This is a genomic window from Pseudomonas sp. RIT411 (assembly GCF_003057735.2).
Taxonomy (GTDB): Bacteria; Pseudomonadota; Gammaproteobacteria; order Pseudomonadales; family Pseudomonadaceae; genus Chryseomonas; species Chryseomonas oryzihabitans.
Genome location: NZ_QBIZ02000028.1, coordinates 24,149 through 48,331 on the forward strand (window position 1 = coordinate 24,149; position 24,183 = coordinate 48,331).

Annotated in this window: 21 protein-coding genes; 10 read left to right on the top strand and 11 right to left on the bottom strand. The window is 66.8% G+C overall.

Going from position 1 to position 24,183, the window contains the following annotated elements; genetic code table 11:
• Positions 1-140: 140 nt before the first annotated feature.
• Both DBY63_RS23630 and DBY63_RS23635 read left to right on the top strand, forming a co-directional pair.
• Positions 141-566, top strand: coding sequence for a VOC family protein (locus DBY63_RS23630; RefSeq protein WP_027599066.1), 426 nt, complete (start codon positions 141-143; stop codon positions 564-566).
• 90 nt (positions 567-656) lie between these two features.
• Positions 657-1,955, top strand: a complete 1,299-nt coding sequence (locus DBY63_RS23635; protein WP_108582965.1) for a flavohemoglobin expression-modulating QEGLA motif protein — start codon at positions 657-659, stop codon at positions 1,953-1,955.
• 68 nt (positions 1,956-2,023) lie between these two features.
• Here DBY63_RS23635 and DBY63_RS23640 read toward each other — a convergent pair whose 3' ends face one another.
• Positions 2,024-3,952 carry an AAA family ATPase gene (locus tag DBY63_RS23640; protein WP_027599065.1) on the bottom strand — a complete coding sequence of 643 codons (1,929 nt, stop codon included), beginning with the start codon at positions 3,950-3,952 and terminating at the stop codon, positions 2,024-2,026.
• A gap of 196 nt (positions 3,953-4,148) precedes the next feature.
• Between DBY63_RS23640 and DBY63_RS23645 the strand changes: the two genes are divergently transcribed.
• Positions 4,149-4,922, top strand: coding sequence for an NAD-dependent deacylase (locus DBY63_RS23645; RefSeq protein ID WP_108582964.1), 774 nt, complete (start codon positions 4,149-4,151; stop codon positions 4,920-4,922).
• Positions 4,923-4,926: 4 nt separating this feature from the next.
• Here the strand turns inward: DBY63_RS23645 and DBY63_RS23650 are convergent, their stop codons facing one another.
• Entirely contained in the window at positions 4,927-5,694 is a 768-nt protein-coding gene (locus DBY63_RS23650) for a hypothetical protein (RefSeq protein ID WP_108582963.1), read from the bottom strand.
• A 152-nt stretch (positions 5,695-5,846) separates the two neighbouring features.
• Here DBY63_RS23650 and DBY63_RS23655 point away from each other — a divergent pair, with 152 nt between their 5' ends.
• The gene (locus DBY63_RS23655) at positions 5,847-6,101 is read left to right on the top strand and encodes a hypothetical protein (RefSeq protein WP_007162579.1); all 255 of its coding nucleotides are present in this window, start codon (positions 5,847-5,849) and stop codon (positions 6,099-6,101) included.
• Positions 6,102-6,168: 67 nt separating this feature from the next.
• On the opposite strand, the gene DBY63_RS23660 is transcribed toward DBY63_RS23655, so the two are convergent.
• Both DBY63_RS23660 and DBY63_RS23665 read right to left on the bottom strand, forming a co-directional pair.
• Positions 6,169-6,441, bottom strand: coding sequence for a hypothetical protein (locus DBY63_RS23660; protein ID WP_007162578.1), 273 nt, complete (start codon positions 6,439-6,441; stop codon positions 6,169-6,171).
• Positions 6,442-6,565: 124 nt separating this feature from the next.
• Positions 6,566-7,378, bottom strand: a complete 813-nt coding sequence (locus tag DBY63_RS23665; RefSeq protein WP_200893337.1) for an HDOD domain-containing protein — start codon at positions 7,376-7,378, stop codon at positions 6,566-6,568.
• Positions 7,379-7,719: 341 nt separating this feature from the next.
• Here DBY63_RS23665 and DBY63_RS23670 point away from each other — a divergent pair, with 341 nt between their 5' ends.
• Positions 7,720-8,739 (top strand): GGDEF domain-containing protein, encoded by a 1,020-nt coding sequence (locus DBY63_RS23670; RefSeq protein WP_042138237.1) that lies wholly within the window; start codon positions 7,720-7,722, stop codon positions 8,737-8,739.
• A 27-nt stretch (positions 8,740-8,766) separates the two neighbouring features.
• Here DBY63_RS23670 and DBY63_RS23675 read toward each other — a convergent pair whose 3' ends face one another.
• On the bottom strand, positions 8,767-10,305 hold the full coding sequence (locus DBY63_RS23675; RefSeq protein WP_108582962.1) for a sensor domain-containing diguanylate cyclase: 1,539 nt from the start codon (positions 10,303-10,305) through the stop codon (positions 8,767-8,769).
• 205 nt (positions 10,306-10,510) lie between these two features.
• On the opposite strand from DBY63_RS23675, the gene DBY63_RS23680 reads away from it, so the two are divergent.
• A complete protein-coding gene (locus DBY63_RS23680) occupies positions 10,511-10,771 on the top strand; it encodes a hypothetical protein (RefSeq protein ID WP_007162574.1) in 261 nt (86 codons plus the stop codon).
• A gap of 21 nt (positions 10,772-10,792) precedes the next feature.
• Here DBY63_RS23680 and DBY63_RS23685 read toward each other — a convergent pair whose 3' ends face one another.
• Both DBY63_RS23685 and betT read right to left on the bottom strand, forming a co-directional pair.
• Positions 10,793-11,863 carry an AbrB family transcriptional regulator gene (locus DBY63_RS23685; RefSeq protein WP_027599059.1) on the bottom strand — a complete coding sequence of 357 codons (1,071 nt, stop codon included), beginning with the start codon at positions 11,861-11,863 and terminating at the stop codon, positions 10,793-10,795.
• Between the two features lie 130 nt (positions 11,864-11,993).
• Positions 11,994-13,958 carry a choline BCCT transporter BetT gene (gene betT, locus DBY63_RS23690; RefSeq protein ID WP_085982657.1) on the bottom strand — a complete coding sequence of 655 codons (1,965 nt, stop codon included), beginning with the start codon at positions 13,956-13,958 and terminating at the stop codon, positions 11,994-11,996.
• Positions 13,959-14,205: 247 nt separating this feature from the next.
• Here betT and DBY63_RS23695 point away from each other — a divergent pair, with 247 nt between their 5' ends.
• Positions 14,206-14,610 carry a response regulator gene (locus tag DBY63_RS23695; RefSeq protein WP_256203982.1) on the top strand — a complete coding sequence of 135 codons (405 nt, stop codon included), beginning with the start codon at positions 14,206-14,208 and terminating at the stop codon, positions 14,608-14,610.
• Positions 14,611-15,374: 764 nt separating this feature from the next.
• Here DBY63_RS23695 and DBY63_RS23700 read toward each other — a convergent pair.
• The 4 genes from DBY63_RS23700 to DBY63_RS23715 form a co-directional block, all read right to left on the bottom strand.
• Positions 15,375-17,204 carry a glycoside hydrolase family 15 protein gene (locus tag DBY63_RS23700; protein WP_077171752.1) on the bottom strand — a complete coding sequence of 610 codons (1,830 nt, stop codon included), beginning with the start codon at positions 17,202-17,204 and terminating at the stop codon, positions 15,375-15,377.
• Entirely contained in the window at positions 17,197-18,000 is an 804-nt protein-coding gene (locus tag DBY63_RS23705; RefSeq protein ID WP_108582961.1) for a glucose 1-dehydrogenase, read from the bottom strand. The genes DBY63_RS23700 and DBY63_RS23705 overlap by 8 nt, the downstream gene beginning before the upstream one ends.
• Before the next feature lie 85 nt (positions 18,001-18,085).
• Entirely contained in the window at positions 18,086-19,732 is a 1,647-nt protein-coding gene (locus DBY63_RS23710; protein ID WP_223855408.1) for a methyl-accepting chemotaxis protein, read from the bottom strand.
• 128 nt (positions 19,733-19,860) lie between these two features.
• Positions 19,861-21,090, bottom strand: a complete 1,230-nt coding sequence (locus DBY63_RS23715) for an MFS transporter (protein ID WP_007162567.1) — start codon at positions 21,088-21,090, stop codon at positions 19,861-19,863.
• Positions 21,091-21,393: 303 nt separating this feature from the next.
• Between DBY63_RS23715 and DBY63_RS23720 the strand changes: the two genes are divergently transcribed.
• From DBY63_RS23720 to DBY63_RS23730, 3 genes are read left to right on the top strand one after another with little or no spacing between them, the layout of a single operon-like run.
• Complete coding sequence (locus DBY63_RS23720) at positions 21,394-22,839, top strand: cytochrome ubiquinol oxidase subunit I (protein ID WP_074584987.1); 1,446 nt, start codon at positions 21,394-21,396, stop codon at positions 22,837-22,839.
• A complete protein-coding gene (gene cydB, locus DBY63_RS23725) occupies positions 22,836-23,858 on the top strand; it encodes a cytochrome d ubiquinol oxidase subunit II (RefSeq protein WP_007162565.1) in 1,023 nt (340 codons plus the stop codon). The genes DBY63_RS23720 and cydB overlap by 4 nt, the downstream gene beginning before the upstream one ends.
• Positions 23,858-24,019 carry a DUF2474 domain-containing protein gene (locus DBY63_RS23730; RefSeq protein WP_017640936.1) on the top strand — a complete coding sequence of 54 codons (162 nt, stop codon included), beginning with the start codon at positions 23,858-23,860 and terminating at the stop codon, positions 24,017-24,019. Before cydB ends, DBY63_RS23730 begins: the two co-directional genes overlap by 1 nt.
• The last annotated feature ends 164 nt before the right edge of the window (positions 24,020-24,183 follow it).

Sequence of the window (24,183 nt, forward strand, 5' to 3'; positions counted from 1 at the left end):
CCTGCAGTCCGGTGCGGTCACTGTAGCGAGATGGCTGTCGAGCAACAAAATTTTTGTCGCTCGGAGGCAGGAAAATGCGCTTCATGCACAGGAAAACCTGGGGTGAGAATGGCTGCATCCCCCTCAACAGGATTTCCCCCATGGCCCTGTCGCCCTTTCACCTCGCCATTCCCGTCTACGACCTGGCCGCCGCCCGGCATTTCTACGGCGACGTCTTCGGCCTCGCCGAGGGTCGCTCCAGCGACCACTGGGTCGACTTCGACTTCTATGGCCACCAGCTGGTGATCCACGAGCACCCCAAGACCGCGTCCCAGGAGGAGGCCCATACCAACGCCGTGGACGGCCACAACGTGCCGGTGCCGCACTTCGGCATCGTGCTGGGCTGGGACGAATGGGAAGCCCTGGCCGACCGTCTGCGGGCACGTGAGACGCAGTTCGTCATCGAGCCCTATATCCGCTTCCAGGGCCAGGTCGGCGAGCAGGCCACCATGTTTCTCTTCGACCCCTGCGGCAATGCCCTGGAGTTCAAGGCCTTCAAGGACATGAGCCAGCTGTTCGCCAAATAGGGCGACTCGGCAGGTCGGATGTCGCGCAACCTAGGCAAAAGACGCGGCAGCGGCCATCCTTGAAGCCTTGCCCGTCGCACGGTTGCCGTCATGAATGCCCGCCAGCCCTTTCTCGATCCCTATCACCAGACCATTCGCCAGCTGTCCGACCGCATCGTCGCGGCCCAGGCGCCGATCCGCATCCTCGATGCGGTGAAGTGGGACGACGGGGTGCGCCAGGGCTTCCTGGAGGGCAAGGGCAAGCGCCTGCCGGCGGTGGATCGCGCCTTCTACGAGGGGCGGCCGCTGGGCTTCGACGGCGATGCGCTCAAGGGCGAATTCCAGAGCATCGAGCGCGAGGTCACCCGCCGGCTCGGCCAGTTCAATCCGGTCGGCCAGATCATGAGGCGCATGTGCCGCGAATACCGCATGGTGATCCGCATGCTGCAGGCGCGCGGCACCCCGGACTTCGGCCTGATCTCCCAGGAACTCTATGGCGCGGCCTCGGATGCCTTCCACGCCGGCGATCCGACCCTGGCCGACCTGGGCATGATGATGTCCAGCTACTTGGACAACATCGCCCATCGCGGCGCCCTGGAAGACGAACCCAAGACCCTGACCGCCAAGGACGCCGTGCCCATCCTGCAGGCGCGGCTCAACCGGGTGTTCGGCGAGACGGAAGGCACCATCCGGGTGTTCGAATCCGACGGCATCGTCGCCGACGCCGCGGCCGGCGCCGACTACATCAAGGTGCGCGCCGACGCCCTGTTCAACGAGCGCGACGTCCGCGCTCTGGAGGTCCATGAAGGCCTGGTACACGTCGGCACCACCCTGAATGGCCAGAACCAGCCGATCTGCACCTTTCTGGCCAAGGGCCCGCCGTCGTCCACCGTGACCCAGGAAGGCCTGGCGATCCTCATGGAGGTGATCGCCTTCGCCTCCTATCCGACCCGGCTGCGCAAGCTGACCAATCGCACCCGCGCCATCCACCTGGCCGAGGGCGGCGCCGATTTCCTCGAGGTCTTCCGCTTCTTCCAGGAGCAGGGCTACGACTTGGAATCGGGCTACCAGAACGCCAGCCGGGTGTTTCGCGGCTCGACGCCGACGGGGCTGCCCTTCACCAAGGACCTGTCCTATCTGAAGGGCTTCATCCTGATCTACAACTACATCCAGCTGGCGGTGCGCAAGGGCAAGCTGGAGCAGATCCCGCTGCTGTTCTGCGGCAAGACTACCCTGGAAGACATGCGCATCCTGCGTCAGCTGGTGGACGAAGGCGTGGTGGTACCGCCCAAGTACCTGCCGGCGCAATTCCAGGACCTCAACGCCCTGGCGGCCTGGATGTGCTTCTCCAACTTCCTCAACCACCTGAGTCTGGATCGGATCGAGGCGGACTACGCCAATATCCTCTGAGGCTTGCCCAAGCGACATGAAAAAGCCCCGGCGGACCGGGGCTTTTTCGTTGCAAGGCGTCGCGGGTATCACTCGCCCTTGAAGGCGGCCGCGATGCTGCGTTCGCCGTCACCCGCGCGCGGGTCGGTCGAACGCTCCGGCACGAAGGCCAGGGCGCGATTGAGGGCGCCGCAGGCTTCCAGGCCGCTGGCGCGGGCGATGGCTTCGGCCACGGCGCTGCCGGGGATGGTCTCGTCGCGCAGCAGCTGGTCGGTGATGTCGTCCAGCGCCGGCTTGAGCTCGGTGATCAGCGCCAGGCAGCGATGATCCAGGCTGTGCAGCAGCTGATCGGCGGCGGCGATACTGGGCGCGGCGTCGAATTCGATACCGGCATCGCGCAGGGCCTGCAGGCTGAGCAGCGAGCCGCTCGGACCCATGCCCAGCGAGGCGACCATGGACAGCGCCAGCTTGGAGGCTTCCTGCAGATCCTGGGCGGCACCCGAGGAGACCTCGTTGAAATACAGCTGCTCGGCGCAACGACCGGCCAGCAGCATCTGGATGCGGCCTTCGAGTTCCGACTTCAGATGCAGGCGCTTGTCTTCGGTGGGGGTGATCAGGGTCACGCCCAGGGCCTGGCCACGCGGCAGCAGGGTGACCTTTTCCACCCGACCGACATTGAGCACCGCGGCGACCAGGGCATGACCGGCTTCGTGCACGGCGATGCGGGTGCGCTCGGCCGAACCCAGCGGGGTGACGCCGACGGGTTGCTCGCCGATGCGGCAGGTCTCGATGGCCTCGACGAAGTGGGCCATGGTCACGGCGCTGGCGTTCTCGCGAGCGGCCAGCAGGGCGGCGTGGTTGCTGATGTAGGCGATGGCCGCCGGGGTCAGGCCCACGGTGCCGCGGGAGAGGGCGGCCAAATCCAGTTCGCCCTGGCAGGGCAGCTTGCCGGCATAGAGTTCGAACAGCGCGCGGCGGTCTTCCAGGCTCGGCAGCGGCACGGCGATGGTGCGGTCGAAGCGACCTTCACGGCGCAGCGCCGGATCCAGGGAATCGGCGAAGTTGGTGGCACCCAGCACCAGCACGCCGCTGGTGCCGTCGAAGCCGTCCAGCTCGGTGAGGAACTGGTTGATGATGCGGTTGGCCTCGGCATCGCTGGAGCGCGACTGCTCGGCGCGGCGGCCGATGCCGTCGATCTCGTCGATGAAGATGATGCAGGGCGCCTTCTTGCGCGCGGTGCGGAACAGCGACTTGACCTTCTGGATGCCGACCCCGAAGAACATCGAGGAGAAGTCGCTGCCGGTCACCTGGATGAAGTGGGCGTTACACTCGGTGGCCAGGGCCTTGGCCAGCTGGGTCTTGCCGGTGCCGGGTTCGCCGGTCAGCAGCACACCCTTGGGCGGACGGGCACCCAGGGCGGCGAAGGCCTTGGGATTGCGCAGGCAGGTGGTGACGTCTTCCAGCGCCCGCTTGGCTTCGGCGGCGCCGACCACGTCCTTGAAGGAGATGCCGGTGCCCTTGCGGTGCAGCTTGAAGGGGCTGGCGAAACGCAGCGCCAGGGGCACGGCGAGCAGCAGCAGGAGCAGATAGCCCGGCAGGTTGATCAGCAGGGCGTCCAGCCAGGGATGGCGCTGCCCGGATTCGCTCCAGGTGGCGACCGGGAACAGCGGCTCGGCCTGGGTGGCGTAGTCGGCCAGCAGGCGATCGGCGATGCGGCCGCCGTTGTCGGCCACGGCATAGTGTTCGCCGCGGGTGGTGTCTATGTAGAGGGTGTGATCCCCGATCACGGCGCCGCTGATGGCCTGGGCGCGCAGATCGGCCAGCAGCACGGAGAGGTCACGTGGCTGCCCGGTCCAGTGTTCGGGCGCCTGCTGCACGCTGGCGAGCATGGCGGTGGCGGTCGGGGCCGGCGTGGCGGGCTTGAGCCACAGCCAGCTGGCCAGGCCGAGGACGGTGACGAGGGCCAGAGCGCCGGCGACGAGCAGGCGCGGATACTTGGAAACGACGGACTTCTTCATTCACATACCGTTAGGGTCGGAGCGACATCGGACGCGGACTCCCGGATTATCGGCCTGTGGCGAAAAGGGTGAACCTCAGTTCCCCGGAAAACGATGAGTGGACTCACCATCCGTCGAGTAGCGTCACACTTCTGGCCTTTTTCGCGGTCCGCAAGACCCTGTTGTTTTGCCGCAGATGTCAGGAGTGAACGCATCCATGCCCGATCCCATCGATTGTCGAAGCGGTCTCGCCGCCTTGCCGGCGGTGTTGCTCGACCGCCTGCGCCAGGCCGACGAGGTGCTGGTCCTGACCGGTGCCGGCGTGTCGGCGGAAAGCGGCATCGCCACCTTTCGCGAAGCCCTGACCGGGCTCTGGGCGCGCTTCGACCCGGCGCAACTGGCCACCGCCAAGGCCTTTATCGAGGATCCGGTGCGGGTCTGGAGCTGGTACGAGGGGCGCCGCGCCCAGGTGCTGGCGGCCCAGCCCAACCCGGCCCACCGCGCCCTGGCGCAGTGGGGCGACAGGCACGGCCGCTTGCACCTGGTTACCCAGAATGTCGACGACCTGCACGAGCGCGCGGGCAGTCGCGCGGTGATCCATCTGCACGGCAGCCTGCACGCGCCGCGCTGCTTCGAGTGCGCGCGACCGCTGACGGCGCCGGCGTTGCCGGAAGCGGCGGAGCAGCTCGTGGCGCCGCCGCGCTGTCCCGCCTGCGGCGGCCTGGCCCGGCCGGGCGTGGTCTGGTTCGGCGAGTCGCTACCGGAAGAGGCCCTGGCCAGCGCCTGGGCCCTGGCCGAGCGTTGCGACCTCTGCCTGGTGGTCGGCACCTCCGGCCTGGTGCAGCCGGCGGCCAGTCTGCCAGGGGTGGCGCGCCAGCAGGGCGCCACGGTGGTCCGCATCGATCCGCAGCCGGTGGTGGACTTCAGCCATGACTGGCAACTGCTGGGCGCGGCCGGGGTGATCCTGCCGGCGCTGCTGGAGCGCCTCTAGACCCTCAGTGCAGCGCCTGGCCACCGGTCCCCAGGGCATCCAGGGTGCGCTTGAGGGCGGTGTAGGCCTGGCGCTGGTCATCGTCTTCGGTTAGCAGGCCGTCGAACAGGGTGGCGACCAGCGCCGGATCCTGGGCGACGAAGCGATCGATGAGAACGTCGTTGTCCTGGCGCCCGGCGGTGATCAGCAGCACGGCGAGCTGGGCGACATAGCGCGCCGCCAGCGGATAGGCCTTGAGAAAGACCTTGAAGGGGGCATCGGCCAGCCCGGGGGCGAAGCCCTTGGCCAGGCCCTGCTGGGCGGCGGCGATGGCCTGGCGGACGGCGTCCTGCCAGTTGCCGGCGGTCACGGCACCCGCCGGCAGGGCGCGGCGCATCTGGCCGAGCAGGCTGTTGAGGAAGATGCGGCGGTTGGCCTGGTAGTCGTCATCGGTGTCGAGCAATTCGCGGCGAATGCGGGTCAGGACCCGGTCGTCCTCGGCATCGGCGGTCACCGCCTGCTTGAAGGCCAGGGTCAGTTCGCGATCCAGCAGGCCGGGCTTGCGGCCTTCCAGTTCGGCCTGCAGCAGCGGACCGCTGGAATCGGCGAAGAAGAAGCGCTCGGCGTGGGGCGCCAGGCGTTCGCGCAGGCGCGGCCAGAGCTCCGCCGCGAACAGTTGCTCGGCCGTGCCGCCGGAAACGATGACGCGGTGCTGCGGCGCCTCGGCCAGATAGTCGAACAGCGCGGGGGTATCGAGCGCGGTGCGATCGACGATGAGGTAACGGTGCTTCACGGCAACTCCTGAACGCGACGGCCGCACCTGTCGAGGTACGGCGGGGATGGCCATTAGTCTATAGGAAGGGGGGAACGCTTGGCCCGGCCTTTGGCCTAACCAGCAGGGTGCAGCCCGCGACACCCTTCCTTTCGCGGCCGGAGGACACCAAGATGCGCAAGACCCCGCTGATCCTTGCCCTGAGCGCTGCCCTGGCCCTGGTGGCCGGTCCCAGCCTGGCCGCCAGCAACAACAACGACGCCGGGGTGACCGGCAACGGCATAGGCGCGCCGGGCAGCTCCAACACCAGCAACAGGGACAGCGCGGACGACACCTCCAGCGCCACGCCCTCGACCCAGAAGAAGGTAGACAAGACCCCGGCCACCAAGGCCCAGGGCAGTCAGCAGAAGCGCGTGCTCAACGATTGAGGGTCAAGCAAAAGGCGCCTCTCGGGGCGCCTTTGGGCTGGTTGGCATCTGACCGCAGGAAGCGGCTTCAGGAGGCGCGGGTGTAGCGTACCTGCCAGTCGAGTCGCTCATGGGTCGCCCGCTCGATGCGGGCGCGACTGTCGCAGATGAAGGCTTCCAGCAGGGAGTTGTCCAGCAGATCGACCCGGGCGATGCGGCGTTGCAGGAGCGCCGTGCCGTTGGGCGCATAGACCTCGACGTTGAAGGTCGCCGGATCCTGGGCGGTCATGGCGCACAGCATCGGTTGAAAAGCGCCCTTGATAATGGTGTTCGCATCCGTGAACTTCAGCGGCTCGGCCATCGCAATCACTCCTGTCAGCTATAACGCTTCGACCGATTCTTGCGGTACCCGTTCGACTTTTGCCATGACCGGCTGGCAGATTTTTGATCCAGGCGGTGGCGCTGGCCCGGCAAGGGACGGCCGGTCAGTTGATCAGGGTACCGAAGGCCTTGTCCGCCTCTATGACCTCGGGCAGCTCGCCCAGTAGCAGCTCCAGATCCACGCCTTCCAGCAGGGGATTGGCCAGGGCCGCCTTGGCCTGGTCGTTGATGCCGCCATGACGACGCAGGACAAAGGACACCAATCGCGCCTGGGCGACCATGCGCGCCTGGGTGGAATCCTCCGGCGCATCCTGGGGGTGCAGCTGGTAGGCGATGGCATGCTGGATCACCACCGGCAGTTGCCAGCGACGGGCCAGCTCGGCGCCCACCTCCGGATAGCCGAAGCCGATGGCCTGGTCGGCGGGCACCGGGGCGCGCTGCTCGGCGTCGATGCGCACGGCGATATCGGGCGCCGCCGTCCTGATCAGCAGCTCGCCGATGCTGTGCAGCATGCCGCAGGTGAAGGCGGTCTCGGCATCGGCACCGGCCTGGCGGGCGAGGACGCGGCAGATGCTGGCCACGTCGAAGCTGTGCTGCCAGAAATCCCGCGGATCGAAGCTGGGGTTGTGGCGGAAGGCGGCGGTTACCGCCGAAGCCAGGACCAGGGTGCGCAGGGCATCGAAGCCCAGGCGGATGGCCGCGCCTTCGATGCTGGTCGAGGGGCGCACGCCGCGAAAGCGCACCGAGTTGGCCAGGCGCAGGACCTTGGCCGAAAGCACCGGATCCAGCGCCAGATTGCGGGCGACGTCTTCGATGCTGCTGTCGGGATCGTCGAACTGCTGGATCAGCTCCTGAGCCACCTTGGGAATGCTGGGAAGGGTATGCAGGTGATCGAACAGAGCATCGATTTCCATGATGGCGCCTGGTTGGTTCTTTACCGATGGTGGGAGCTTATGAGTCGTCGAAAGCATGAACGACGGCCTGGGCACTGCCAAGCCTAGTCGAAGATCCACGAGCGAAGAGCTTAGCGGGCCGGGCGAGCCGGTTTGCAGGGCGAGCTGACCGGTGGCGTCATTTCGCCGCCGTCCGTTTGCCTGGTTCGCGTGCGACCGTGGTCCTATGCGGTCTTGTCCAAGGCGAAGCGATGATCAGACGTCTATTGTCTTTCTTGAGTCCGCTTTCCGCCGACGACGGGCCCCGAATGGGATAGCATCAGGTGATATCAGTTGGCCACAAAATTTGGCGTTCGAGTTGTGCAGTGACTTACCAGACTCACATTCGCCAGATGCTGCAACTACCCAATGTGCTGGCGCAGAGCACCGGCATCCTGGGCTGGTTGATCAGCGTGCTGATCAACCCCTTCCTGACCGCCGGGGTGCCGGCCTGGGGCTGGCTGGCCTTCGCCGGCATGATCGGCTCCTGCCTGGCCATGACCACCGCCCGGCGCTTTGCCGTCTGGCGCCTGTTCGCCCTGGTGTTCGTGCTGTTCGAGGCCCTGGCCTTCCGCTTCCAGATCCTGGGCATGGGCGAGGCCGGCTATGCCTGGATGATCCCCATGGCCATCGTCATCATCCTCGGCTCGACCATTCTGTTTTCCCATGTGCTCGACTACGGCATCGCCGCCTGCGCGGTCTGGCTGCTGCTGTTCTATGGCGAACTGGACAACATCACCGCAGCGGCCCTGCCGCTGTTCTGGGTGATGCTGGGGGCCAGCCTGGCACTGGGGCTGCTGCTCAATGCCACCTTCGTACGCATCGTCGCCAGCACCCTGGAACTCAAGGAACGCTATCGGCTGCAGGCGGAAACCGATGCCCTCACCGGGATCAGCAACCGCAGGGCGCTGATGCTGGACATGGAGCAGGTCTGCCGGGATGGCTCGCCATCCTGGTATTTCGTCATGCTCGACATCGATGACTTCAAGCGGATCAACGACAGATTCGGCCACGACGTGGGCGATCAGGTGCTCAAGGAGACTGCGACCATCCTCGGTCGGCATTTCCCCGATGGACGCTTCGGGCGCCTGGGCGGCGAGGAGTTCGGTGTGCTGCTCAAGCCCGAGGACGAGCGCCAGCTGGCGCAGCGGCTGCAGGCGCTGCTGGACGATATCCGCAGCAACACCCGCACCGGCAGCTGTTTTTCCTTCAGTGCCGGGGTGGCGCGCCTCGCCCCGGGCTATCAGCCCTCGGATCTGCTCAAGCAGGCCGATGGCGAGCTCTATCAGGCCAAGCGCGCCGGCAAGGACCGGGTGCACCACCGCGGCGGCATGATCTGCGGATGAAGGGGGCTAGCCGGCGCCCAGTGGGCTCTAGCTGACGTCCGCCTCCGGCGGCGGATGGGAGCGATTGCGGCCCAGGTGCTTGGCCCGGTAGAGCGCGGCATCGGCGCTGGCCAGCAGGTCGGCGGGCTGGGGCGGCGGGGTCTGCCCGGGCGGCTGCACGGCGATGCCGAGACTGACGGTGATGCGGCCGAAGGGACTGGTGGCATGGGTCACTTCCAGCACCTGCAGGCGTTCCTGCACCGTGGCGGCCACGCGCTGGGCGCCGTGCTCGTCGCAATTGGGCAGCAGCAGGACCATCTCCTCGCCGCCATAGCGCGCCGCCAGGTCGCCCGGGCGCCGCGCCGCCGAGGCCACCACGCCGGCCACCGCCTGCAGGCAGCGATCCCCCGCCGGATGGCCATAGTGGTCGTTGTAGGCCTTGAAGTGATCGATGTCGATCATCAGCAGGCTGAGCGGCTGGCCATTGCGCTGCGCGCGCGCCAGCTCCACCGGCAGCAGGTTGTCGAACTGGCGGCGATTGCCCAGCCCGGTGAGGCTGTCCTTGAGGGTCAGCAGGTGCAGCTCGTCGTGGGCCTGGCGCAGGGCTGCCGCGCTGCGCTCCCCGGCGCGGATCTCACGGAGTAGCCGAAAGCCGAAGACCAGCATGCCGAGGATGATCAGGCCGACCACCGTCACCGATCTCAGCATGTCCTGGCGCCAGCCGGCGAGGATGTCGCGCCGGGAGATACCGGCCAGGGCCACCAGCGGATAGCCCTCCAGGTGCTGGAAGGCATAGAGGCGCTCCTGGCCATCGAGCATGGCGCGCACCAGGGCGGTACCGTTGGGCGCCTGGTTCACGTATTGGCGAAACAGCTCGCCATCGGCCAGCGGGGTGCCGACGTGCTCGGGCACATAGGGACGGCGGACCATCAGGGTGCCGTCGTCCAGCGCCAGGGTGATGGCGCCCCGGGCATCCAGCTTGAAGCGCTCGTAGTAGTCGACGAAATACTGCAGGCGGATGGTGGCGAGCAGGACGCCGGCAAAGCGCCCGTCGCGGTCTTCCAGGCGCCGCGACACCGGGATGATCAGCTCGTGGGTGCTGCGGCTCTCGATCACCGCGCCGACGTGCAGCACATCGGCCGGATGCTGCCGGTGAAACTGGAAATACTCGCGATCGGCATTGTTGGCCCGCGGCGGCTCGCTGCTCTTGTCGGTCACCCGCCATTCGCCGTCGCGATCGTAGACGAACAATCCGTGCAGTTGCGGCAGGAGGGCGGCCTGGCGCGCCAGCAGGCGATGCACCCGCAGGCGGTCCAGTTGCTCGAAGGGTTGATCCTCCAGGCGATCGCGAATGCTGACCAGCAGCGAATCGGCTTCCTTGATGGCGTCATCGGCGTGCTGGGCGGCGGCCACGGCGATGTTGCCGACGTCGCTGCGGGCACTGGCGAAGGCATTCTGGTAGTTGCGCCACACCTGCCAGGATTCCAGTGCCAGGATCACCGCAACGGCGCAGACCAGCAGCCACAGCGCCCGGCGCTGGGTGGCCGGATTGCGCGGTGGAAGGGGGGTGTCGTCGGCGTCGACCATGGCGGGGCTGCTTCCTCGTCCTCGGTGTGCAGGAGACCGCGAGTCGACCGATTCACGCCACCGCACAGGGATAAAAGTCAGACAAGTCTACAGTTTCGTCGGAATCTTGCAGAGCGCGCGAATCCCTGCGCCATCGCCGTGGTCACTAGCGATACAGCCGTCTCCGGGACGGCGCCCCGTTACTGCCCCGACCAGGAGGTCACAGATGTCGCAGATCGCCGAACAGATCGTCGAAGACGCCATGCAGCGCATCGAGGAAAACGAGTCGCAGCATGCCGCCGATCCCGTGCGCAATTTCTCCCTGACCCTGACCGATCCCGCGGAGATCCGGGTCGGCGCGGAGATCTACTTTCTCTTCGAACAGCGCCTCAAGGGTTTCTACCCGGATGCCCGGGTCGTGGTGCGCGGCCATGCCGCCGAAGGCTACAACATCACCGCCCAGGTCGAGCGCCGCCGCTCGGCCTGAGTGCCAGGCCCGCACCTCGGGTCAGGTGCGGGCCAGCTTGACCAGCTGCCGGGCCAGTAGCGGCCCGGTCAGCACCACCCCGATCAGCCGCAAGGCCTGCATGGCCAGTACCAGGCCGACATCGGCGTGGGCATCCACCGCGATGATGGCCATGGAATCCAGGCCGCCTGGACTGGTCGCCAGGTAGGCGGTGAGAAAGTCCACGTGCATCAGCCGCGCCATTAGCAGCGCCGACAGGGCGCAGAGCGCGATCAGCAGCAGCGAGGCGAAGATCATCTTGGGCAGGGCGCGCCAGACATAGGCGACCGTGGCCCGATCGAATCTCAGGCCCACATAGCAGCCCATGGCGCCATAGGCCGCCGCCAGCAGCAGATGGGGCAGGGTGATGTCCAGCCAGCCATTGAGTTGCAGCAGGGTACCCAGGGCGATGGGCAGCAGCAGGGCGCCGGCGGGAAACAGCCGACCGCCCAGCCAGCTGCCGGCCAGGGCCACCGCCAGGGTCAGCGCCAGATTGACGGCGAAGTGGCCGTCCAGGCTGAACACGGTGGCCTGATGGCCGGTGCCGCTGCCTTCGGCGCCCAGTAACCGGCCGACCAGCGCACTGATCAGCACCACGCAGACGACCCGCACATATTGCATGGTGGCGACGATGCGTGGATCGGCGCCGTATTCCTCGGCCATGGCCACCATGGCCGCTGCCGCGCCAGGCGTGGTGCCCCAGGCGGCGGTGCTGCCCGGCAGGCCACCGAAGCGCACCAGCAGGGCACCGGTGAGCAGGCTGAGCAACACGGTCAGGGCGGTGGCCAGCAGCATCACCGGCCAGTGCTCGGCGACGGTGAGCAGCACCGCGGCAGTCATGGCATGGGCGATCAGGCAGCCCACCACGCCCTGGCCGGTCTGGAACAGCCGGCGCGGCATGCGGATGGTGGCGCCGCCGACGCCAAAGGCGATGGCCACCAACATGGGACCGAGAAAGAGGGCCGCGGGCACCTGCAGCCAACTGAGTCCGCCGCCGACCAGGGCGGAGCAGAGGATTAGGGCCAGCCATTGCACCAGGGGCGGATAGGGCGAGGGGACAGAGGGGGTGGACAAAGCAGTCTCCGGACGGCGGGGAGCCGGCGCGGCGTACCGACCCCGGGGCCGGCTCGGGGCCGGCCCTGGAGGCGATTATACGACCTTTGCGGCTTTCAATGGCCTTTCAGTCGCTGAAAAAACCGCCCTGTCAGCGCACCAGATGCAGGAACTGCAGGTGGCGCTCGTACTGGTCGAGCATGTCGTTGAGGATCTGCTCGCGGTTGTAGCCCACCAGGTCATAGTCCTGGCTGCCCTCGGTCAGGTGCACCTCGGCGCGGTAGTAGCGCCGATTCTTCAGGTGCAGGCCGCCGATGCCGGCGCGGGCGAAGGAGGGCGTGAAATAGCCCTGCATGATCACCTGGTAGATGAAGGGGTGCTCTTCGCCGTGGCCGATGGTCAGCTGCAGATTGGCGTTGGTGGAATCGAACTGGGTCTCCACCACCAGGCCCTTCTCCCGCGAGACCTCGACCATCTCTTCCATGGCCGGGCGCACGGTGCTGTCCATGAAGCGATAGACCTCGTCCCGCGAGGGGAAGTACACCGCCTGGGACAGCCGCTGGCGCCAGCCGCCATGCCGGGCCTTGCCGTTGGTCGCCACCGGCGCGAGGGAGTGCAGCCGCGCCCGCTGGCGCTGGGACTCCAGGTGCAGCGCCTTGTGCAGGCCCCACATCATCAGCAAAACCACCACCGAGAAGGGCAGCGAGGTCAGCACCACCGCCGACTTCAGGGCATCCATGCTGCCGGCGAACAGCAGGCCGCCGGTGACCACGGCCACGGCCGCGCCCCAGAACACCCGCAGCCACTTGGGACCGTCTTCGTCGGCCTCGCCGCCCTTGGACGACAGGGTCGAGAGCACCACGGTGCCCGAATCGGCCGAGGTGACGAAGAAGACGAAGCTCACCAGCACGGCGACGCTGATCACCACGCGGCTGGCCGGATAGGTCTCCAGCACCTGGTAGAAGGCCATGGCCGGATCGGTGAGGGCGGTCTGCGCCAGGCCGGTCATGCCCTGCCCAAGGACCAGTTCCAGGGCGCTGTTGCCGAAGATCGACAGCCAGGCCAGGGTGAAGCCCAGCGGGATGAACAGCACGCCAAAGACGAATTCACGGATGGTGCGGCCGCGCGAGATGCGCGCGATGAACAGCCCGACGAAGGGCGCCCAGGCGATCCACCAGGCCCAGTAGAACACCGTCCAGCCGCCCAGCCAGTCGGAGGGCTCGTCATAGGCATAGAGGTCGAAGCTCTTGCCCGGCAAGGCCGAGAGGTAGTCGCCGATGTTCTGGATCAGGGTATTGAGCAGGTGCTGGGTCGGCCCGGCGAACAGCACGAACAGCAGCAGGGCGACGGCCAGCACCATGTTGATGTCGGACATGATGCGCACGCCCTTGTCGACGCCGGACACGGCGACGGCGATGGCCGCGCCCATCATCAGCACGATGAGGATCAATTGCACCCAGTGGCTGTGGCTGATGCCGAACAGGTAGTCCAGCCCGGCATTGAGGTGCAGCACGCCAAAGCCCAGATCGGCGCCCAGGCCGAAGATGGTGGCGATGATGCCGAAGGCGTCCACGGCGTGGCCGATGGGCCCGTTGATGCGCTTGCCGATCAGCGGATAGAGCGCCGAGCGCAGGGCCAGCGGCAGATTGTGGCGGTAGGCGAAGTAGGCCAGGGCCATGGCCACCAGGGCGAACACCCCCCAGCCGTGCAGGCCCCAGTGCAGGAAGAGGATCTGCATGGCCTGCCGCGCGGCTGCCGGATTGCCCCCTTCGCCGGCCGGCGGCTGGGCGAAGTGGGTCAGGGGTTCGGAGACGCAAAAGAAGAACAGGGTGATGCTGATGCCGGCGGCGAACAGCATGCCGGCCCAGGACAGGTAGCTGAATTCGGGTTGGTCGTGGTCGGCACCGAGCTTGATCTTGCCGTAGCCGGACAGCGCGGTGACCACCACGAACACCAGATAGAGCGACATGGCCAGCAGGTAGTACCAGCCGACCGTATTGGCGGCCCAGGTCTGCGCCTGCAGCAACCAGGCGCCGGCCTGCTCTGGACGGCCGATGACGGCCAGGGAAAACAGTAGAATCACCGCGGCCGCGCAGTAGAAGGCGGGAGGATTCAGTTTTACGGTGCCGGATGAGGGCGTCGCACTCATGAGGACTCCTTGCGCACTGTCAAAGGGAAGAATGCTTTTTTAATTGATCGTTCGATTAAAAAAGAATACCACAGGCGACCCCTGAGGTGAACGCTTCGAGTCAGCGCAGCCTTGAAAGTTGCCGTCTAGAGGTCTTGCCTATGCCGGTGGTCGACTTTGGTCGAGACCAGGCCGAGCGGTCAGAACCGCGACCCCTTGGCAAAGTCTGTTGGTTATGACTCAGGCATCTTCTCCCTTCGGCTCCTATCGTCCGCTACTGCTTTTGGTAGAGGACGAGCCGTTGCTGCGGGAACTGGCCACCGAGGCGCTGGAGTCGCTGGTCGACCTGCAGGTGGTGGCCGTGCCGACCGCCGATGCGGCCCTGAGCTATCTGGAGCAGAACGGCGCCCGCATCGACGTGCTCTTCACCGACGTGCGCATGCCGGGGCGCCTCGACGGCGAGGCCCTCGCCCAGCTGGTCTCCCAGCGCTGGCCCCATATCCCGGTGATCCTCACCTCCGGCGATCGACTCACCGTGCCCCGCGGCGCCGGCCGCACCCGCTTCATGCCCAAACCCTGGCATATCGACGACATGGCCAATTGCGTCAACGAGGTGCTGGGGCAGAGTCGGGTGGCGTGAGGGGCTGGCTTCCCGACGTCGTCGCCATCAGTGCTCGAAGTTGACCGGTAGGAGCGGCCCATGGCCGCGATTGCAGCTAAGCAGGCTGCACGATGCAAACCCTGAATGACTTACTTGTGATCTTGCGGCTCTGGCCCCTCACCCCAACCCTCTCCCAGGGGGAGAGGGGGCTGCCCGAGCAGGCGTTTGGCTACCTTCGTTTGGCACCGTAGCGTGGAAAACGGCGCAGCCTTTTCCACAGTAGCTACGTACTGCACTATGCCCTCACCCCAACCCTCTCCCAGGGGGAGAGGGGGCTGCCCGAGCAGGCGTTTGGCTACCTTCGTTTGGCACCGTAGCGTGGAAAACGGCGCAGCCTTTTCCATAGTAGCTACGTACCGCGCTGTACCCTCATCCCAACCCTCTCCCAAGGGGAGAGGGGCTGCCCAAGTAGGCGTTTGGCTACCTTCGTTTGGCACCGTAGCGTGGAAAACGGCGCAGCCTTTTCCACAGTAGCTACGTACCACGCTGTGCCCTCACCCCAACCCTCTCCCAAGGGGAGAGGGGGCTGCCCGAGCAGGCGTTTGGCTACCTTCGTTTGGCACCGTAGCGTGGAAAACGGCGCAGCCTTTTCCACAGTAGCTACGTACTGCACTGTGCCCTCACCCCAACCCTCTCCCAAGGGGAGAGGGGGCTATCCGAGCGGGTTTCCGGCTTTATCCGCTCCGGCAGGATTGTGATCAGCTATCGGGCTGCACCCGCAGGGGCGGCCGCATCGGCTCGCCCTACGGCTGCCACTGCGGATCCTTGCCGCTCAGCTTGCGATCCAGGAAGAAGGCGGTGCTGATCAGCGCCAGGTGCGACAGGGCCTGGGGCAGGTTGCCGAGGGGGTAGCCGCGCTTGTCCAGTTCCTCGGCATAGAGACCCAGGGGGTTGGCGTAGCCCAGCAGCTTTTCGAACTCCAGGTGGGCTTCGTCGACGCGACCGGCGCGGGCCAGGCATTCGACGTACCAGAAGGAGCAGGCGACGAAGGCGCCTTCTTCGCCCTTGAGGTTGTCCGCTGGCGTGTCCGCCGGGTTGTAGCGGCGGATCATGCCGTCGTAGGCCAGGTTGGTCTTGATGGCGTCCAGGGTGGACAGCCACATGGGATCGGTGGCGCTGACGAAGCGCACCAGCGGCATCAGCAACAGGGCGGCATCCAGGCTCTTGCCGTGGCGGGTCGAGGTGAAATGACCCAGTTCGGCGTTCCAGAAGTTGTCCCAGATGTCTTCCTGGATGGCAGCGCGAGCGGCGTACCAGCGTTCGTAGGGCATCGGCAACGAGCGCTTGACCGACAGCCGCATCGCGCGGTCGATGGCCACCCAGCACATCAGCCGCGAATGCAGGAAGTGCTCGGGATCGCCGCGCATCTCCCAGATCCCGGCGTCGGGCTGGTTCCAGTGCTCGCAGACGTGGTCGATCATCCGCACCACCTCCTTCCAGCCCTGGTGGGAGATGGCTTCGCCATACTTGTTGGACAGGTAGATGGCGTCCATCAGCTCGCCATAGATGTCCAGCTGGATCTGCTTGTAGGCCTCATTGCCGATGCGCACCGGACTCGAGTCGGCATAGCCGGCCAGGTGGTCGAGGGTTTCCTCGGGCAGGTCCAGGCCACCGTCCAGGCGATACATGATCTGCAGCTTTTCCGGGGCGCTGTGGCTGTTTTCCACGCACTGGCCCACCCAGTGGGTGAAGTCCTTGGCTTCCTGGGTGTAGCCCAGGCGCATGAAGGCATAGACGGTAAAGGAGGCGTCGCGGATCCAGGAGGCGCGATAGTCCCAGTTGCGTTCACCGCCCAGGGCTTCGGGTAGGCTGAAGGTGGCGGCCGCGGCGATGGAGCCGTGCTTGCAGGAGGTCAGCAGCTTCAGCGCCAGGGCCGAGCGGGTGACCATCTCGCGCCAGCGCCCCTGGTAGTGGCTCTTGGCGGCCCAGGAGGTCCAGTAGGTCAGGGTGTCCTCGAAGCAGAGATCGCTCTGGCCGGCGACGACCTTGTCGTCCTTCTCGCAGCCAAAGACGAAATCCAGCTGCTCGCCCTGTTCCAGTTCGAATTCGGCCAGGGCGGCGTTGCCGTCCACCTGCAGGGTGACGCTCGACGCCAGGCGCAGGGTCGGCTGGCCCGCAGCCTCGAACAGGGCGCCGCCGTCCACCAGGCGGGCGCGGGTCTCGGCGCGGGCATAGTCGTGGGCCGGGGCGCAGACCAGGCGGAAGCGGCAGCGCCCAGCCACCACCTGCACGCGGCGGACGATGCGCGGCTGGGTGTCCTCGCTGCTGCACACCGGCATCAGATCGGTGATCTCGGCGACGCCTTCCGCCGACAGCCAGCGGGTCTGCAGGATATTGGTGTCCGGCAGATAGAGCTGCTGCTCGCGGGCGTCTTCCCAGACCGGCGCCAGGCTGAAGTAGCCGGCCTTTTCCGAGTCGAGCAGGGCGGCGAATACCGAGGGGCTGTCCAGATTCGGCCAGCAGAAGTGGTCGATGGTGCCGTCGGTGGCGACCAGGGCGCAGGTGCGCAGGTCGCCGATGACACCGTGGGCGCCGATACTGCGGCGGGCGTGCACGGAGGTGGAATCAGCCATTGTCTTCGAATCCCGGATAGAGGCACATGCCACCGTCGACGAACAGGGTGGTGCCGACGATATAGTCGGCCAGGTCGCTGGCGAGAAAGACCGCCACGTTGCCCACGTCGTCGACGTGGCCGACACGCTTGTAGGGGATCAGCTTGAGCAGTTCGCGGGCCTTGGCCTCGTCACCGGTCACCTCTTCGTTGATGGCGGTGGCGATGGCGCCCGGGGCGATGCTGTTGACGCGAATGCCCTCGGCAGCGACTTCCTGGGCCAGGCTGCGCATCAGCAGATTGACCCCGCCCTTGGAGGCGGCGTAGTTGACGTGGCCAGCCCAGGGAATGACCTCGTGGACCGAGCTCATATGGATGATCTTGCCCAGGGCGCGGGAGATGCTTTCGTCGCGGCCCTGCTTGCGGAACTGGCGGATCGCCGCCCGGGCGCAAAGGAACTGCCCGGTGAGGTTGGTGTTGATCACCGTGTTCCAGTCCTTGAGCGACATGTCGGCCACGGCCGCATCCTTTTGCAGGCCGGAGTTGGCGACCAGGATGTCCAGCCGGCCGAAGGCTTCCAGGGTGCGGTTGAACAGCGCCTGGACCTCGGCCTCGTCGCCGACATCACCGCCAACGGCGATGGCGCGACCGCCGGCGTCCTGGATGCGCTTGGCCAGTTCCTCGGCCGGTTCGGCGCTGGAGTGGTAGTTGATGGCGACGGCGGCACCGGCCTTGGCCAGGGCCTCGGCGACGGCGGCGCCGATCCCGGAGCTGCCGCCGGTGACCAGGGCGACCTGGCCGTTGAGGGAAAGCTGCATGTCCAGACTCCTGCACGGGAAAAGGTGTCTGACTGCTGACCGTCACGCGCGCGTCTAGGTTCAGCCCGCGAGCGTTGCCGGATATTCAGGCCGAGGCCGTGCGGAACAGGCTCATGCGGCGCTCCAGGTCCTCGGCCAATTCGGCCAGCTGGCGACTGGCGCCGGCGATCTGCTGCGAACCGCTGGCGGTTTCCAGGGTGGCCGCGTGGATGCGGTTGATGTTCTCGTTGACCTCTTCGGCCACGGCGGTCTGCTGGGCCGCAGCGGTGGCGATCTGGGCATTCATGGCGTTCACCGAGCCGACGTCCGCCTGGATGGCCGCCAGGGCCGCGACGGCGCGCTGGGTCAGTTCGGCGGTCTCGTGGGCCTGGCCGCGACTCTCCTCCATCTGCGCCGCGGCACGCCCTGCACCTTCCTGTAGGGTGGCGATCATAGCGCGGATCTCGCGGGTCGATTCCTGGGTGCGGGTGGCCAGGTTGCGGACCTCGTCGGCGACCACGGCGAAGCCGCGACCCTGCTCGCCGGCCCGGGCCGCCTCGATGGCGGCGTTCAGCGCCAGCAGGTTGGTCTGCTCGGCGATGCCGTTGATGACGGCGACGATGTTCTCGATGCTGGCGCTGTCGCTGGAGACTTGCTGCACGGTGACGCTGGCCTGTTCCAGGGCCTGCACCAGCTGGCCGATGGCCTGGCCGGAGCTGGCGACCAGCCGGTTGCCGGTGTCCACCTGGGCGCTGGCATTGCCGGTGGCCTGGGCGGCCTGGGCCGCGTAGCCGGCGACCTCGCCGATGGTGGCGGCCAGCTCGGTGACCGCGGCGGCCATGTGCTGGGCCTGGTTGGATTGCACATCGGTGTGGCGCTGGTTGGTCTGGGCGGTGCCTTGCAGCTGGGCTGCCGCCGCGGCGACCGAGCTGGCGGTATGGCGTACCTGGACGATGGTCTCGCCGAGGTGCGCGGTGGCGCTGCCCAGGGTGCCCATGACGCTGTCCGGATGGCGGGTGGCGGGGCGCTCGTCCAGGCGGCCCTCGGCCAGCCGGCGGATGGCGGCGGCCACGGCGTGGGGTTCGCCGCCCAGGGTGGCACCCATCTGGCGAATGATCAGGATGGAGACGGTGACGCTCAGCAGCAGGGCGAGGGCGCAGGTGACCAGCATCAGCCAGCGGAAGCCGCCGGCGATGCCGCGGACCTCGCCCAGGTGGCCGCTGGCGATGGCTTCTTCGTGATCGATGAGCGCATTGATGCGCTTGAGCCACTCGACATAGGCCGGCGAGACGCGCTCCAGCAGGAACACCCGGGCGCCTTCCAGATCGCCGGCCTGGCGCAGCTGCAGCAGGCGCTCGGTCAGCGGCAGGGCGGTGCCTTCGATGTCCTTGATGGCCGCCAGCAGGCGCTGTTCCTCGGCCGTGGCGCCCTGGCTGGCGAACAGCTGATCCATGGGCTCGGCGGACTGGCGATAGAAGGCCTTGAGCCGGTCGATGTCGGCCAGGCGACTGGCCAGGGGCGCGGCGTCGTGGATCAGCACCGTATCGCGAATGGCGATGGCGCGGTCGTGCACACTGCCGCGGAAGTTGATGGCGTAGCGCTGCTTGACGCTGGCGCCCTGGCTGACGGCGGTCAGGGTGTCATCGATGACGCCGACGCGCTGGACGCCGACGAGGGTGATCAGCAGCATCAGCACCAGGATCAGGCCGAAGCCCAGGCCCAGGCGGGCGGCCATGGAAAGGGGGGTACGCATGAAAACCTCAACGCTTCAAAGTGTGTGACATGGATCACATTTTGCGTTAAAGGTTTGCGCGATAAGTTTACTTCGGGCCGAGCGGTCATCCCCCAGGTATGAATGGCCCGTTGGCGGCAGGGCTGGATTCAACTGTCCTGGCGCGGCTCCGTCAGCCGGTCACGCCTGGCCAGACCGGGGAACAGCTTCATCCAGACCCCGGTGATCACCAGGGTGCCGACGCCGCCCAGCACCACCGCCGGCACCGTGCCGAAGAAGTGCGCGGTAACCCCCGACTCGAACTCGCCGAGCTGGTTGGAGGCGCCGATGAACAGGCCGTTGACCGCACTGACCCGGCCGCGCATGGCATCGGGGGTCTCCAGCTGGACGAAGGAACTGCGGATCACCACGCTGACCATGTCGGCGGCGCCCAGCACCACCAGGGTGGCCAGCGAGAACCACAGCGAGGTGGACAGCCCGAAGGCGATGGTGGCGACGCCGAACAGCGCGACCGAACCGAACATGATGCGCCCCACGTGGCGATTGAGGCTGACGTAGGCGAGCAGAAAGGACATGCCCAGGGCGCCCACGGCCGGCGCCGAGCGCAACAGGCCCAGGCCCCAGGGACCGGTGAGCAGGATGTCGGCGGCGAACACCGGGAGCAGGGCGGTGGCACCGCCCAGGAGCACGGCGAAGAGATCCAGGGAGATGGCGCCGAGCACGTCCGGGCGACTCTTGATGAAGCGGATGCCGGCCAGCAGGTTGTCCAGGGTCGGCTTTTCCTTCTGGCTGGGCGTCTGCCGCGCCGGCAGGCTGGAGACCAGCAGGATGGCGATGCCATAGAGCACCAGCGCCGGGCCATAGACCCAGGCGGCGCCCAGGGCATAGAGCAGGCCGCCCAGGGCGGGGGCGATGATGGTGGCGCCCTGCATGGCCGAGGCCGCGGCGGCGATGGCGCGGGGAAAGATCGCCGGCGGCACGATGTTGGGCAGCAGCGCCTGAGTGGTGGGCTGTTCGAAGGCGCGCGCGGTACCCAGGCAGAAGGCCAGGATGAAGATCAGTTCGCGGGTCACCGCCTGATTGAGGCTGCCCACCAGCAGCACCAGGGCGATCAGGCCCTGGCCGGTCTGGCAGAGGGCGGCGACCCGGCGGCGGTCGTAGCGATCGGCGACATGCCCGGTGTGCAGCATGAACAGTACCCGCGGCAGGAATTCCACCAGCCCCACCAGGCCGAGATCGAGCACGTTGCCGGTGAGGGAATAGAGGTGCCAGCCGATGGCGACGGTGAGCATCTGGAAACTGCCGGCGGTGCAGATGCGGGCGAACCAGAAGGCGACGAAGGGACGGTGGTGACGCAGCTGCAGGGTATCGCCGGACATGACTGGGGCTCGCAGGGACAGAGGCGGCATCTTAAGCCACCCGGGGACTGATCGTCATACAACTGCGGGGTGCGACAGCCTGCCCGATGCGACATCCAACCACGTAAGCAAATGTATCGAGGAGGTCTATCCTAAAGCCTGACGTTGATCCACGTCAGCTTCCGACCTGGTCCAATGGGCTAGCGGCGGTGGCGCCTTTTTAGCGTCCCGCTAGAACCCCAGGCGACGCCGGAGGTTCGAACCTCGGTCAGCGTCAACTCGACCGGCTACCCTCAATGGCCGGCGTGCCTGAGAGGAAAAGCTATGTTCGGCCTCGAAGCCCTGGATCTCGCCCGGATCCAGTTCGCCTTCACCGTGTCCTTCCACATCGTCTTCCCGGCGCTGTCCATCGGTACCGCGAGCTTTCTCGCCGTGCTCGAAGGGCTGTGGCTGAAGACCGACAACCACGTCTACAAGGATCTGTATCACTTCTGGCTGAAGATCTTCGCGATCTTCTTTGGCATGGGCGTGGTGTCCGGTCTGGTGATGGCCTATGAGTTCGGCACCAACTGGAGCGGCTTCGCCGACTATGCCGGCGCCGTGACCGGTCCGCTGCTGACCTACGAGGTGCTGACCGCCTTCTTCATCGAAGCCGGCTTCCTCGGCGTCATGCTGTTCGGCTGGAATCGCGTGGGCCGCGGCCTGCACTTCTTCTCGACGGTGATGGTGGCCATCGGCACCCTGATGTCGACCTTCTGGATCCTGTCCTCCAACAGCTGGATGCACACCCCGAGCGGCTACGAGATCGTCGATGGGCGTATCGTCCCGGTGGACTGGCTGGCGGTGATCTTCAACCCGTCCTTCCCCTTCCGCTGGGCGCACATGACCATCGCCGCCTACCTGTCGGTGGCCTTCCTGGTCGGCGCCTCGGCGGCCTGGCACCTGCTGCGCGGCAACGACAACCCGGCGGTGCGTAAGATGTTTTCCATGGCCATGTGGATGGCCCTGCTGGTGGCCCCGGTGCAGGCCTTCGTCGGCGACGCCCATGGCCTCAACACCCTGGAGCACCAGCCGGCCAAGATCGCCGCAATGGAAGGCCACTGGGAGAACCCCCCGGGCGAAGCGACCCCGCTGATCCTGTTCGGCTGGCCGGATATGGAGCGCGAGGAAACCCGCTTCAAACTGGAAATCCCGGTACTGGGCAGCCTGATCCTCAAGCACAGCCTCACCGAGCCGATCCCGGCGCTCAAGGACTTCCCCAAGGAAGACCGGCCGCCGGCCTATGTGGTGTTCTGGTCGTTCCGCATCATGGTCGCCCTGGGCATGCTGATGATCGCCGCCGGCCTGTGGAGCGCCTGGCTGCGCTGGCGCGGCAAGCTGTTCGAGACCCGCGCCTTCCTGCGCCTGGTCACCTGCATGGGGCCGGTCGGTCTCATCGCCCTGCTGGCCGGCTGGTTCACCACCGAGGTGGGCCGTCAGCCGTGGATCGTCTACGGCCTGTTGCGCACCAAGGACGGGGTGTCCAACCACAGCGTCACCCAGCTCAGCATCACCCTGGTGGCCTTCGTGGTGGTCTACTTCGCCGTGTTCGGCATCGGCACCCTCTATGCGCTGCGCATGATCGGCAAGGGTCCGCACACCGGTGAAGGCGACCTGCCCACCTCCGGCGGTCCGGGCACCGATCGTCATCCCAAGCGTCCGCTGTCCGGCGCCGATGGCGGCCTGGAAGAAGACAACCCCACCGACCAGCTGACCGGAGACCGCACATGAACGGCATCCCTGGCATCGACCTCCCGCTGATCTGGGCGATCATCATCATCTTCGGCCTCATGATGTACGTGGTGATGGACGGCTTCGACCTGGGCATCGGCATCCTCTTTCCCTTCGTCAAGGGCAAGGAAGACCGCGACGTCATGATGAACACCGTGGCGCCCATCTGGGACGGCAACGAGACCTGGCTGGTGCTCGGCGGGGCAGGGCTCTATGGCGCCTTCCCGCTGGCCTACTCGATCATCCTGCCGGCGCTGTACCTGCCGCTGATCTTCATGCTGATCGGCCTGATCTTCCGCGGCGTGGCCTTCGAATTCCGCTTCAAGGTCCAGGAAGGCAAGGAAGCCCTGTGGGACAAGTCCTTCATCTTCGGCTCGCTGCTGGCCAGCTTCTGCCAGGGCGTGGCCCTGGGTGCCTTCATCGAAGGCTTTCCGGTGGAAAATCGCCAGTACGTCGGAGGTCCGCTGGACTGGCTGACGCCCTTCTCGGTGTTCTGCGGCCTGGGCGTGATCGCCGCCTATGCGCTGCTGGGCAGCACCTGGCTGATCATGAAGACCGAGGGGCCGCTGCAGGCGACCATGCGCCGCCTGACCAAGCCGCTGCTGTTCCTGTTGCTGGCCTTTACCGCGGTGGTGAGCATCTGGACCCCGCTGAGCCAGGCGGCCATTTCCGCCCGCTGGTTCAGCATGCCCAACCTGGTCTGGTTCCTGCCGGTGCCGATCCTGGTCGGCGTGGTGACCCTGGCCCTGCTGCGCGCCATCCTGCGCGAGGATTCGCACCATGCGCCCTTCCTGCTGACCCTGGCGCTGATCTTCCTCGGCTACAGCGGTCTAGGCATCAGCCTCTGGCCGAACATCATCCCGCCGGCGGTTTCCATCTGGGAGGCCTCGTCGCCGCCGCAGAGCCAGCTGTTCCTGCTCATCGGCACCCTGTTCATCATCCCCATCACCCTGATGTACACCTTCTGGGGCTACTACGTGTTCCGCGGCAAGGTACGCGCGGGGGAGGGCTACCACTGATGGTCGGCCGCTCGCGCGAACCCAATCCCGCGGACAACAAGCCGCTCTGGCAGCGGCTGGCCTGGATGGCCGGCATCTGGGCCTGCAGCCTGGTGGCACTGGGCGTGGTGGCCTGGGTGCTGCGCCTGGTACTGACGGCGGCGGGGCTCAAGTCGCACTGACCCCTCGGGTGTTTCGGTGGATGAGGCTGCGCCGTCATCCACCCTACGCGGGGTTTGCCCTTTCGTAGGAGGCTTATCCCTCACACCGGATTACCCCCTCTCCCGCTTGCGGGGGAGGGGGCTGTCCGGCGTGACGGGATCGAACGCCGCGAATCAGCCCGGCT